This is a genomic window from Catenulispora pinistramenti, assembly GCF_018274385.1.
GTDB classification, from domain to species: Bacteria; Actinomycetota; Actinomycetes; order Streptomycetales; family Catenulisporaceae; genus Catenulispora; species Catenulispora pinistramenti.
The window spans coordinates 1-12,704 of record NZ_JAAFYZ010000096.1 but is presented as its reverse complement, the minus strand read 5'-3'; the positions used below and the strand labels follow the sequence as shown (position 1 = coordinate 12,704).

The window sequence follows — 12,704 nt, the reverse complement described above, 5'->3', positions numbered from 1 at the left end:
TGGGTCCGCTGCCCTACGTCCCCGGCTCGCCGCTGCCCGGCCCGGACAACCCCTACACGTTCGGCACGCCTCGGCTGCCCTCACCGACCGGCCGGTCATAATCCGGTGTCGGTGATCCCGATGACGTGCCACCATCGAGGCGGGGAGAGCGTTTCTCCCCGCCTCGCGGCGTTTTTCCGCCGCGCTAGTCACAACAGATGAACCTGTCACAACAGATGAAGAGGAAACACATGACGGAATCCCACAAGGACGCTGCCCGCGACGAGGTCTACGCATTGCACGACCACGACACGCCGGAAGCTGAGTGGGACACCGAGGACGTCTTCGACGCGCCGGCCCCGCTCTATCGCAACCGCTGGGCCGAGTCCCGTCACGACGGGGAGCAGTTCGACCTGGAGGAGCGCGCCTCGCTGCGCCGCGTGGCCGGGCTGTCCACCGAACTCGAGGACGTCACCGAAGTCGAGTACCGGCAGCTGCGCCTGGAGCGCGTGGTGCTGGTCGGCGTCTGGACCGACGGCACCGCCGCCGACGCCGAACTCTCGCTGCGCGAACTGGCCGCCCTGGCCGAGACCGCGGGCTCGGAGGTCCTGGAAGGCGTGGTCCAGCGGCGTGACAAGCCGGACCCGGCGACCTACATCGGCAGCGGCAAGGCGGCCGAGCTGCGCGACATCGTGCTGGCCACCGGCGCCGACACCGTGATCTGCGACGGCGAGCTCAGCCCGGGCCAGCTCATCCACCTGGAAGACGTGGTCAAGGTCAAGGTCATCGACCGTACGGCCCTGATCCTGGACATCTTCGCCCAGCACGCCAAGTCCCGGGAGGGCAAGGCCCAGGTGGCCCTGGCCCAGATGCAGTACATGCTCCCCAGGCTCCGCGGCTGGGGCCAGTCCCTGTCCCGCCAGATGGGTGGTGGCCGAGGCGGCCTCGCGACCCGCGGCCCCGGTGAAACCAAGATCGAAACCGACCGCCGCCGCATCCGCGAACGCATGGCCAAGCTCCGCCGCGAAATCGGCGCCATGAGCAAGGGCCGCGAGACCAAGCGCGCCGAACGCCGCCGAGGCTCAGTCCCCTCGGTGGTCCTGGCCGGCTACACCAACGCGGGCAAGTCCTCCCTCCTCAACCGCCTCACCGGGGCCGGAGTCCTGGTGGAGAACGCCCTGTTCGCCACCCTGGACCCCACCGTCCGCCGCACGGAAACGGCAACCGGCCGCTCCTACACCCTGTCCGACACCGTCGGCTTCGTCCGCCACCTTCCGCACCAACTGGTCGAGGCCTTCCGCTCCACCCTGGAGGAAGTCGGCGAAAGCGACCTGGTCCTGCACGTGGTGGACGCCAGCGACGAGGACCCCGAAGGCCAGATCTCAGCCGTCCGAGCCGTCTTCGCCGACATGGGAGCCGGCGACGTCAAGGAACTGATGGTCTTCAACAAGGCCGACCTCGCCGACCCCGAAACCCTGGCCCGCCTCCTCCGCCACGAGCCACACGGCCTCGTAGTCTCCGCCCGCACCGGCGAAGGCATCGAGAACCTCCTCACAGCGATCGAACGCGACCTCCCCCGCCCCGGCGTGGAACTCGAGGCCCTGGTCCCCTACGACCGCGGCGACCTGGTCGCCCGCATCCACGCCGAAGGCGAGATGCTGAAAGAGGAGCACACGGACCACGGCACGCTGGTCCGGGCGCTGATCCACCATGACCTGGCCGCTCAGCTGGAGCCTTTTCGGACGGTGGGGGCGGTCTAGGGGGCAGGTGGCTGACTGACTTCGGTCGGCTTTGATCCCCACCTCGGCCTGGGCCTGGGTCCAGGCGTGGTCCGGCCTCCTGGCGGTGGCTTGTTTGGATGGGCCCGGGTGACTTGGTCACCCGGGCCCGTTTGCGTGTTTGGCCGGTCTGCCTGGGCGCTTGCTTGCTGAGTTTCGATCGGGTCAGACGTGATCCGCGGCCAACATGGCGCGCTCCGCAACCACGCGTACTCCTTTCGAAGAAGCGGCAGCGTAGCTGCGACCCGCGACTTCGGGCCCAAGACCATCTGGCTCGACCAGCATGGAAGGTGGGCAGCGACCTATGTTCGGTGAGCGCCAACACCGGCTCCTTCGGGTCTGCTTTCGGCTTGGTCGGCTTGGCCCCGATGCCCCGATGCCCCGATGCCCCGATGCCCCGATGCCCCGCTGACCTGTCCGGGTCTATCGCTCGCTCTGGTCCGTCCCCTGACTTGCATACCTGAAGGCGGCTGTTTCTCGACATGAGGCGGCTGCCTTCTGTTTGGGCTGCCACGGATTGGTGGCTGAATTCGTGCCATGAGCCCGCATGTCGCTGAGCCGAATGGGTGAGCAGCGGATGCCCGCGCGGCGTTTTATCCACAGGCGCAGATTCATGGCTGGTATGAGCGCTTTGCCCTGATCTACCTTCGCAGACATGGAACGAACCAGTCCGGAGCACGCGCCGAATGGCAGCGCCCAACCCCGCAGCCCGCAGCCGACGGCGCGCGACCGGCTGGCTTCGCTCCAGGGGGACCCACCGCGGTATTGGTCGCCTGCCGCGGAGGGGCCCATGCCTCTTTCAGAGGCGCTGGCCGCCCGGCGCCACGTCAACCGCCCCTGGTGGCGCCGGGCGAGCCAGTCGATCGAACACCGGGTCCCGCCGACCCTGCGCGGCCGCTGGGCGCTCAGCCTCCCGGCCGCGGCGGCGGTGGCGCTGGTCGCCGTCGCGGGGGCGGCGGCCGGCGGCTGGTACCTGACGCGATCGCAGGGGACTGTCGTCGATGTCGGTGCGGCGGGTGGGGGAGGGGGAAGCACGGGAGAAGCGGGCGCGTCGGACACCGGTCCGCCCGACGATGACCATCCGACGGCGAGCGCCGATCCGAGTGGAAAGCCGCTCGCCGCCGCGCCGGGCGGCACTCCGGGGCGCGGCGGGTGCCGCACGCATGGGCGGCCATCGGATACTCCGGCGCCGACCAGCTGGACCACGCGCGATTTGCGGGTCCTGCCGGTGCGATCCGCGGTGCTGGTCCTGGCCGCGGGCACGCCGGGGAGCCAGCCTCTGGTGGGGCAGGCGAGTGACGGGGCGTCGGCGGGCATGCCGCGAGGCGTGGCGATGAGGACGGCAGCTGGCAGGATCGACGCCGAACTGGCCGATGCGGCTGTGGTCGCTGGGGCCGCCCGGGGCATGGCCTCGATCGACGCCGAAGCGGCTGATGCTGTGGTTGCGCGGGCTGCTGGGACCAGTGGTTCCATCGGTCCTGGGTCGGCCGATGGTGTGGTTGCTCGGGCGGCCCGGGCCACCGGCTTGGTCGACGCCGAACCGACCCATGCTGTGGTTGTGCGGGCTCTCCGGATCCCCCGCTTGATCGATGCCGAACCGGCCCATGCTGTGGTTGCCTCGGCTGTCCGGACCCCCAGCTTGATCGACGCCGGACCGACCCATGCTGTGGTTGCGCGGGCTGCTGGGACCAGCGGTTCCGTCGATCCTGGGTCGGCCGATGGTGTGGTTACGCGGGCGGCCCGGGCCACCGGCTTGACCGATGCCCGGTCGCCCGATGGCGTGGTTGTGCGGGCTCTCCGGACCGCCGGCCGGAGTGATGCCGGCCTGGCCCATGCTGTGTCTGCAAGGACTGCCTGGACTGTCTGGACTGCCGGGACTACCGGCCGGAGTGATGCAGGGCTGGCCGATGCTCTAGTCGCTGGTTCTGCTGCGTTGGCCCCTGTTGAGTCGGCGGGTCGCATCGATGCCGAGCCAGCCGAGGCCGCGCTCGCTCAGCCCGCGACTCCGATCGCGCGCCAGCAGTGGGCGATCGCCGCCCAGCGCTACGCGATCGGCGCCTCGCGCCGCCAGTCCTGTCCGCCGCATGCCGCGATGTCGACCAATCCTGCGCTGGCCGATGCGTCGTCGGCGGGTGCGTCGTCGGGGAGCGCGGTGGTCATCGATGTTGAGGGCAAGGTTGCGCATCCGGGGGTGCAGACGTTGCCTGCCGGGTCTCGGGTGTATGAGGCGTTGGCGGCGGCGGGGGGTGCGTTGCCGGGTGTGGATGTGACTGCGCTTGATTTGGCGCGGCCGGTTACTGATGGGGAGCAGTTGCGGGTGGGGATTGAGGGGGTGCCGGGTCCGGTTGTGGGGTTGCCGCAGCCGTCTGGCGGTAAGTCGGCGCGGGGGAAGCGGGGGCGGCCTGTGGCGCCGGTGAATTTGAATACCGCCACGTTGGAGCAGCTTGAGGCGGTGCCGGATGTGGGGCCGGCGTTGGCGCAGCGGATTTTGGACTGGCGGTCGGAGCATGGGCGGTTCGGGTCTGTGGCGCAGTTGCGGCAGGTGCGGGGGATTGGGGATCGGAAGTTCTCGGATATGCGTGACTCGGTGACGGTGTGATGTCATGAGTCTGACCGCCACCTTCCGTTCCGTGGAGCCTGACAGCCGGGCGCGTCGCGATCTGCGGCTCGTGCCGATCCTGCTGGCCGCGTACGTCGCCGCCTTCATCGGCGACGGATTCACGTCGCACGCCGCGCTGATCCTGTGGGCTGCCTGCGCCGCGATCGGTCTGGCGCTTCTGCTGCGCAGCGGGATCCGGCGCCGGGGGATGTGGAATGCGCAGCGGTCCGGCATCAACCAAGCCGCCGACCACACCTCGGCCCGCACGAAGTCCCGCCGCCGCACCCTGGCCGCCGCCTGCTTCGTAGCCGCCGGTGCCGGGACCGCCGCGACCACCCGCAGCATCGCCACCCACACCGGCCCGCTTCCGCGCCTGGCCGCCGCGCATGCTCAGGCCACCGTCGAAGCCGTCGTCACCGACGATCCGCACACCGCGACGTCGCCGCGGGGCCCGTTCGCGGTCGTGCCGCTGCGCATCGAGCGCGTCAATGAGTACCGTACCCGGCTCCCCGCCACGGTCCTGGCCTCGGACCCCGACGCGTGGCAGTTCCTGCCGTCCACCCGTATCCGCGTCACCGGCCGCCTCCGTATCCCGCGTGGCGACGGCACTCCCGATGCGGCCACCCTCTCCGTCCATCGGCCGCCTGACGTGCTCGCTGGGCCGAACGCATTGCAGCGTCTGGCCGGCAGGTTACGCCAAGGGCTGCGCGACGCGTGCGCTCACCTGTCGGCCGACCCGCGTGGGCTGGTCCCGGGCCTGGTGATCGGTGATGTGTCGCAGGAACCGGCGAGTCTGTCGACCGCCTTCCGGGATACCGGCCTGACCCACCTGACCGCCGTCAGCGGCGAGAACCTGGTGTTCGTCCTGACCGCGGCGATGCCGATCGCCCGGCTGGCCGGGGTGCGAGGCAGGTTCCTGACGCTGACCGGCCTGGCCGTCGTCATCGGCTTCACCGTGCTGGCCCGTCCCGAGCCGTCGATGGTCCGGGCCAGTGTGATGACGGTGCTCGGCTTGCTGCTCGCGGCTGTCGGGCGGCGCGCGCGGGGACTTCCGCTGCTGTGTGCGGGCGGGACCTTGCTGCTCCTGTTCGATCCCTGGCTCGCCCGCTCGTACGGCTTCGCCCTCTCGCTCTCCGCTACCGCCGGTCTGTTCGTCCTGGCCCCGGGGTGGCAGCAGGCGCTGATCGACCGGCGCGTGCCGCACCACATCGCCGAGTCGCTGGCCTGCACCGCGGCGGCCGAGACCTTCTGCCTGCCGATCCTGGTCTCCTTCACCGCCGCGATCACGCCGCTCTCGCTCCCGGCGAACCTGCTGGCCGAGTTCTGCGTCGGGCCGGCGACCGTGCTCGGGGCCGGAGCGCTGCTCGCCGCGGCGGTCTGGTTGCCGCTGGGCCGCGCGGTGGCGTGGCTGGCGCAGTGGCCGGCCGACGGGATCGTGGCCGTGGCGCGCTACGGATCCCGGCTGCCCGGCGCGACCGTCGCCTGGCCCGACGGCCTGGCCGGAGCCCTTGTCCTACTGGGGGTCTACGCGCTGGTGTTCCTGATCTCGGCTGCGATAGCGAAGCGCAAGGAGGCGTCATGAACGAGCAAGGGCCCTGGATATCGCCCGGCCGGCCCGGTCCCGAAAGCCGCGGAGGGGATGGCTTTCGGGGCGGCCCCGGCCGGCCCCGCAGAGGAAGTGTGGCAGCAGGCGTCGTCGTGGCCGTCTTGCTCGTGCTGATGGCCGCCATCGTCGCGCTGTACGTCATCCGCGGCCGCACGGCGAACTGGCCCCCGCCCAACTGGATCTTCGCGGCCTGTGACGTCGGGCAGGGCGACGCGCTGGTGCTCGCCGCGGGCCCGGCCGAGGCCGTCGTCATCGATACCGGTCCCGACCCCGCGAAGGCCGATCACTGTCTGACCGTGCTGGGCATTCACAAGGTGCCGTTGCTGGTCTTGACCCACTTCCACGCCGATCATGTGGACGGCGTCCCCGGAGTGCTGAAGGGACGCACCGTCACCGAGATAGAGACCACGAACGATCCCGACCCGCCGCGAGGCGTGTCCGAAGTGACGGCGTGGGCGAGAACGGCGGGCATCCCGACCACGGTGGCCACCGTGGGTGAACACCGGAGATTCGGTCCCGTGTCCTGGGACGTCCTGTGGCCGGACCCGAATGTGAGCCCGTCGACACCACCCGAACCCGCCCGCAAGAGCCACCGACGAGGCCGCCGCCAAGCCCGCGCCTCGCCCCGGGGCGGTGGCGAGGAGGGCTCCGGCCCGAACAACTCGAGCGTCGTGCTCCAGGTGACGGTCTCGACCCGGGACGGTCCGGTCCGGCTCCTGCTCACCGGCGACATCGAGCCGCCGTCGCAGGCAGCGATCCTGGCCGCGCACCCGGACCTCGCCGCCGACGTCCTGAAGGTGCCGCATCACGGCTCCGCGCACCAGGACCCGGACCTGTTCGCCGCCGTGCACCCGCGAGTCGCGGTCATCTCGGTCGGTAAGGGCAACACCTACGGCCATCCGGCGCCGCGCACGATCCAGCTGGTGTCCGGCACCGGAGCCCGGGTGTTCCGGACCGACGACGACGGTCAGGTCGTGGTCTTCGGGACCGCCGCCCGGTTGAGGGTGGCTACCCGTCGAGGATGATCGGCGAGGAATCCGCCTACCAAGAAAACGGAAAGGAGAGTCAGAGGCCGGCCCCGCGTGTCGCAGCTTATGGATAGTGTCGTGGCTCTATCCGACGCCGAGTCTGGAGGGGAGCCGGCTCATGGACACGCACGACGAGCGCGCCGAGGAGCACGCCCACACGCACACCGACGCCTGCGACACCGGTTGTTGCGAGCGCCTGGAGGCCGAGGGCGAGGTCGCGGTAGCCCGGCTGATCCTGGACGGCGGCGACGTCGAGCACGCCGCCGACCACGTGGCCGGGGCGATCGGGACCGACCCGTCGCTGCCGGAGGCGCATGAGGCGCTGGCCGAGCTGGTGGCGCGGGTCGGCGGTCCGGTGGCGGCGTTGGAGCTGTTCCCGGCCGACTCCCGCTACACCGGCGAGCTGGCCTGCCGGGCCAGCCTGCTGGCCGCGATCGGCCGCTCCGACGAGGCGGTGCTGCTGCTGGCCGGAGTGATGGCCGCGGCGCCGGGCCGGTTGTGGGCGGCGGTGGCGTGGATGGCGGACCCGGAGCTGCCGTCCCGGCTCAGCTCGGGGCCGCTGACGCAGGCCGTGCTTCGGCTGTGTCAGGGCCTGGGCGATCCGGTGGAAGAGGAGGAACTGGCAGCGCTCGTCCACTTCTACGTGGTCGTGCAGGCCGTGGTGGCGCGCGGCGATGACCCGCAGCTGGCCGCCGTCGCCTCCGGTCTGGCCCGGCGGCTCGGCGATACCGAGCTGGCCGTCGAGTGGGGCGAGGCGGCGGTCCGGGCCGGGGCCGGGGCGATGGGATCGATCATGCTCGGCAACGCCCTGCGCCGGGTCGGCCGGGTAGACGAGGCCATCGCGCTGTGGTCGCAGACGATCAAGGAGGATCCGTCCCAGACCTACCTGGTGGTGGACCTCGCCGAGCTGCTGGCGTATGCCGGGCGCCGTTCGGAGGGCCTGGAGCTGCTGGAACGGTTGGTGGCCGTCGAGCCGGGGCACGAGAAGGCCGCGCCGGCGTTGCTCGGCATGCGCTACGAGGCCGACGGTGACACCGTGCACCTGCTGGAGCTCACCGACTACCACCGGGCGCATCCCGAGCACGACTACGCGCGCTACCTGGTCGGCCACCACGTCCAGCGGCTGCCGTGGCTGGGCCGGGTGACCGGCGGCACCGAGGCCTGCACCAACCTGCTGCGGCAGCTGGTCGAGCAGGACAACCTCACCATGGCCGGCGAGATGTCGCTGTCGATCATCGAGCCGCCGAGTGCGATCAACACCCTGCGGCTGGTGGTCCCGGAGCTGCGCGTCGAGTTCCTGGAGATCGGGGACCCCGATCCGCGCCTGCCGGCCGCCGACGTCGAGGTCGCGGTGTGGCGGTATGAGGACCTTGAGGCGGTCCCGGCCGTCGAGCCGCCGTCGGAGCAGGCGGTCGCGCTGGTGCGGGACCTCGCCACGCCGAACTGGTCGGGGCCGACGTCGCTGTACGACCACGCGGTCGCGCTGGCCGGCGTGCCGATATCGGACCTGCTCGGCGTGCTGGCGTACCCGCCGAAGCCGCAGGACGCGCCGTGGCCGGGCGATTTCGCCATGGAGGTTCCGGACTACTGGGTGCGCTCCGTGCAGACGATCGCTTGCGTCGGCATCGCGCACCACCGCACCGACCAGCCGTGGCCGGAGTCGGAGCGGCGGCAGATCCTGGTGCAGCTGCTGCACGGGCCGGAGGACTGGGTCTGCGAGGCGGCCGGGATGGCACTGGTCGCCGTGGCGTGGGCGTTCCCCGAGGCGCGGGCGGACATTCTGGAGTGGCTGCTGAACCGGCTGGGCCAGTTCATGCAGGTGGCTGAGAAGCGGGTGGTGACGGTACTGGGATCGATGTGCCACCTCGTTCTGGCGTGCCCGTGGCTGGAGCCGAAGGGGCGGGCGTACATCACGGACATCGTCACGCGGCTGGAGTCCGAGGACTGAGTGCGCGGGCTCCGGTGCCCTTCCGGCAGCTCCGGCGTTCCCGGTGCCTCGAACGGACCAGAACCGCCAGTGGCCCGGCGGCGGTTCTGTCAGGCTGGGGGCTATGGTGACGCTGCATCTGGCCCAGGACCCCGCCGCCGACGCCTTCCTGGAGAAGGACTCGCTCGGCGTGCTTACCGGCCTGCTTCTCGACCAGCAGATTCCGATGGAGAAGGCCTTCGCCGGGCCGTATGTGCTGGCCACGCGGCTCGGGGTGAAGAAGCTGGACGCCGGGCAGATCGCCGACTACGACCCGGAGAAGTTCGTGGCCCTGTTCTCCGAGGTGCCGGCGATCCACCGGTTCCCGAAGTCGATGGCTGAGCGGACGCAGAAGCTGGCGCGGGCCGTGGTCGAGGAGTACGACGGGGACGCGTCGGCGGTGTGGACCGGGGCGAAGGACGGCGCCGACCTGCTGAAGCGGGTCTCGGCGCTGCCCGGGTACGGGAAGCAGAAGGCGCAGATCCTGGTGGCGCTGCTGGGCAAGCAGCTGGGGGTGACGCCGGCCGGGTGGCGGGAGGCCGCGGGGGACTACGGGACGAAGGGGTCGACGCGGTCGGTGGCGGATGTCACGGATGCGGCGAGCTTGGTGAAGGTGCGGGCTTTCAAGAAGGAGATGAAGGCGGCGGCCAAGGCCAAGGAGGGGTAGGGAAGGGCAGGCCGGAGCCGGAGCCGGAGCTGGATCGGAGCTGGACCGGAGCCGGAGCCGGAGCCCGAGCCGGAACCCGAGCCCGAGCCGGAACCGGAACCGGAACCCGAGCCCGAGCCGGAACCCGAGCCCGAGCCCCGACTCGGCAGGTCGGCCAGATCGGCGGCGGGCCGAGAGCGAAGGTGATAGGGCAGGCAACGGGGCAGGTCAAGGCTGGGCAATAGGGACTTGTCCCCGCCGCGTGCCATGCTTGTCCCGATGCCAGCCCAAGCCGCCGCCCCGTCCCAGCTCGTCCTCGTCGTGGGGGCCGAGGAACTGCTCGTCGACCGTGCTGTGGCGCGGATCGTCGCGGCCAAGCGTGCCGTTGATCCGGAGACCGATACGCGGGATCTGACGCCCGGGAACTTCAATCCGGGGACGTTCGCCGAGTTGGTGAGCCCGTCGCTGTTCGGGGAGAGCCGGGTGGTGGTGGTGCGGTCGGCGCAGGATCTGGCCGCCGATGACGCCGCCATGCTGACCAGCGTGCTGGACGGACTGGCCGAGGAGATCACGCTGGTGGTCGTGCACCTCGGCGGCGTGAAGGGCAAGGCGTTGCTGACCGCGGTGGAGAAGGCCGGGGCGGCGCGCGTGGACGTGGCGAAGGTGACCAAGCCGACCGAGCGGATCGCGTTCCTGCGCGAGGAGTTCAAGGCGGCTCGGCGGCAGATCACCGAGGAGGCGGCGCGTGCGCTGCTGGACGCGGTCGGCAACGAGCTGCGGGAGCTGGCCGCCGCGGCGTCGCAGTTGATCGCCGACACGACTGACGAGGCGAAGACGCCGATCGATGAGACGGTGGTCGCGAAGTACTACAGCGGGCGTGCGGAGGTGTCCGGCTTCACGGTCGCTGATCTGGCCGTCGACGGCCGGACGGCGCAGGCGTTGGAGCAACTGCGCTGGGCGCTCGCGACCGGGACGGCGCCGGTGCTGATCACCAGCGCGCTGGCGGCCGGGGTGCGGTCGGTGGCGCGGGTGGCCTCGGCGCCGCGTGGGGCCCGGCCGGCGGATCTGGCGCGCGAGCTGGGGATGCCGCCGTGGAAGATCGACAAGGTGCGGCAGCAGGTGCGCGGGTGGACGCCGGACGGGATCGGGACCGCGCTGCTGGCGGTGGCGGAGGCGGACGCCGCGGTGAAGGGCGGCGGGGACGATCCGGCTTATGCGCTGGAGCGGTGTGTGGTGACGGTGTGCCGGGCTCGGGGGCAGGGCGCTGGCGCTCGGGGCTGAGGCAGCGTAGGCCGAGGCGGCACAGACTGAGGCCGCGCAGACTAAGGCGGCACAGGACAGGCTGAGGCGGCACAGACTAAGGCGGGTCGGGCAGGTGGGGTGGCCGGTCCTGCTTGGGCTGCTGCGCCAACAGTGCCGCGTCACCGACCGCTGCCACGCGCTTCAAAGGACTCTCGAAGCTCAACGTGGCCGCGACCGGTGACGCCGGGTGCTTACTTCGCGGGCAGGCGCCCCGTGACCAGCTTGGCGAGGTTCAGCACGTCGGTGTGCGCGCTGGCGGCGGAACCGGGCTCGGTGAATGTGACGGTCACGTCCAGGCCGCCGCGCAGCACCTCGATCTTGCAGTGCTGTAGACCGCTGCTCGGGTCGGTCGCGATCTGGACTTCGGTCTTGTCCGAGTTCCCGAGTGCGCCTTCGTCCTCGTACGGGGCGTCGGTCGCCAGGGTCGAGGTGTGGTTGAGGAAGTCGGTCTTGGCCTGGCCGCTGTCGCTCTTGTAGTTCGACGCCTGCACCCGCAGCTCGGAGTTGGTCAGGCTGCCCTGCCAGTCCTGGTCGAAGGTGGCGGGGTCGTCGGTGGCGTCGGCGGTCGGCGCGGTGGTGGTGGGCGTGGCCTTGAGGTACTGGGCCGCGTCCGCGTCGGTGACCAGGCTCGGCAGCTGGAAGTCGGCGGCGATGGGGGTGAGCGCGCCGATACCGCCGCTGCCACCGAGGGTGCCGCCGGTCGAGCCGCCGCTCGAACCGCCCGACGAGCCGCCGGAGCCGCCGCTGGAGGCGAAGATCGCGATGCCGCCGCCGATCACGACGACCGCTGCGATGCCGACCGCGACTATCAGGCCATTGCGGTTCTTCTTCGCCGGCGGGATCGGGATGCCGTAGGGCGGCGAGGGCTGGGACGGCGGCTGCATCCACGGGCTCGCGGCCTGCGAGGGTTGGGTGGGCGGCGACTGGTAGGTCGGCTGGGCCGGCTGCTGCCACTGGTTCGAGGTGACGGACGGGACCGGCTGCGACGGGGTGGACGGCCCGGATGTCGGGCCGGGGCCGCCGGTCCAGGCTTGTGCCTGCGCGGTCGGCGCCGGGGCCGGGTTCTGGCCCGATGACGGGCCGGCGACGGGGCCCGATCCCCAGGCGGGTGCGGTGGACTGCGGCGCTGGGCCGGAAGCTGAGCCCCAGACCGGGGCCGAGGGCTGCGACGTCGGCGCGGAGGCCGGGCCGGAATTCCACGCCGGTGCGGAGGGATTCGAAGGCTGCGCCGGCGGGGTGGGTGCCGGACCGGAAGCCCATGCCGACGGTGCCGGATTCGGGGCCTGGTTGGTTGAAGCGGCCGAACCCCAGGCCGGGGCCGAGGGCTGCGATGGTACGCCAGGGCTCGAGTCCGAAGCCGGGCTGCTCGAACCCCAAACCGGAGCCGAGGGCTGCGATGTGGGTGCGGCAGGGTTCGAACCGGATGCGAGGCCCGTTGAGCCCCAAGCCGGCGTCGAGGGCTGCGATGGAGCACCAGGGTTCGAGTCCGAAGCCGGGCTGCTCGAACCCCAAACCGGAGCCGAGGGCTGCGATGCCGGACCAGCAGCCTGCGAAGGCACCGCAGGATTCGAATTCGATCCGGAATCGGACCCCGAACCCCAAACCGGCGAAGCCGAAGCAGAACTCGAAGCAGAACTCGAAGCAGAATTCGGAGCGGAACTCGAAGCAGAAGTCGCAGGCCCCACCCCCGAAACCGCCTGAGCCGCCGCCCGAGCCGCCCCCTCAGCCGTGGGCCAACTCGGCTGAGCCCGCGGACCGGAGCCGGAACCGCCCTCAGCCCTGGCATCCCCAGCCCCAGCG

The 12,704-nt window shown here is 71.3% G+C and carries 9 protein-coding genes; 8 read left to right on the top strand and 1 reads right to left on the bottom strand.

Translation table 11 applies throughout. From position 1 onward, the window contains the following. Positions 1-230 precede the first annotated feature (230 nt). The 7 genes from hflX (at position 231) to holA (ending at position 10,883) form a co-directional block, all read left to right on the top strand. On the top strand, positions 231-1,739 hold the full coding sequence (gene hflX / locus KGQ19_RS25550; protein ID WP_212012606.1) for a GTPase HflX: 1,509 nt from the start codon (positions 231-233) through the stop codon (positions 1,737-1,739). A gap of 808 nt (positions 1,740-2,547) precedes the next feature. Continuing rightward, a complete protein-coding gene (locus tag KGQ19_RS25545; RefSeq protein WP_212012597.1) occupies positions 2,548-4,356 on the top strand; it encodes a helix-hairpin-helix domain-containing protein in 1,809 nt (602 codons plus the stop codon). A gap of 4 nt (positions 4,357-4,360) precedes the next feature. Then, the gene (locus tag KGQ19_RS25540; protein ID WP_212012595.1) at positions 4,361-5,938 is read left to right on the top strand and encodes a ComEC/Rec2 family competence protein; all 1,578 of its coding nucleotides are present in this window, start codon (positions 4,361-4,363) and stop codon (positions 5,936-5,938) included. Between the two features lie 98 nt (positions 5,939-6,036). Further along, positions 6,037-6,987, top strand: coding sequence for a ComEC/Rec2 family competence protein (locus tag KGQ19_RS25535; RefSeq protein WP_212012593.1), 951 nt, complete (start codon positions 6,037-6,039; stop codon positions 6,985-6,987). 121 nt (positions 6,988-7,108) lie between these two features. After that, positions 7,109-8,938, top strand: coding sequence for a tetratricopeptide repeat protein (locus tag KGQ19_RS25530; protein ID WP_212012584.1), 1,830 nt, complete (start codon positions 7,109-7,111; stop codon positions 8,936-8,938). 103 nt (positions 8,939-9,041) lie between these two features. Then, a complete protein-coding gene (locus KGQ19_RS25525) occupies positions 9,042-9,623 on the top strand; it encodes an HhH-GPD-type base excision DNA repair protein (RefSeq protein WP_212012582.1) in 582 nt (193 codons plus the stop codon). Positions 9,624-9,881: 258 nt separating this feature from the next. Further along, positions 9,882-10,883 carry a DNA polymerase III subunit delta gene (gene holA, locus KGQ19_RS25520; RefSeq protein WP_230419419.1) on the top strand — a complete coding sequence of 334 codons (1,002 nt, stop codon included), beginning with the start codon at positions 9,882-9,884 and terminating at the stop codon, positions 10,881-10,883. Between the two features lie 212 nt (positions 10,884-11,095). Here the strand turns inward: holA and KGQ19_RS25515 are convergent, their stop codons facing one another. Then, positions 11,096-11,788: a hypothetical protein gene (locus KGQ19_RS25515; protein ID WP_212012659.1), complete on the bottom strand. Its 693-nt coding sequence runs from the start codon at positions 11,786-11,788 to the stop codon at positions 11,096-11,098. A gap of 229 nt (positions 11,789-12,017) precedes the next feature. Between KGQ19_RS25515 and KGQ19_RS25510 the strand changes: the two genes are divergently transcribed. Continuing rightward, positions 12,018-12,605: a hypothetical protein gene (locus KGQ19_RS25510; protein WP_212012658.1), complete on the top strand. Its 588-nt coding sequence runs from the start codon at positions 12,018-12,020 to the stop codon at positions 12,603-12,605. Positions 12,606-12,704: the final 99 nt, after the last annotated feature.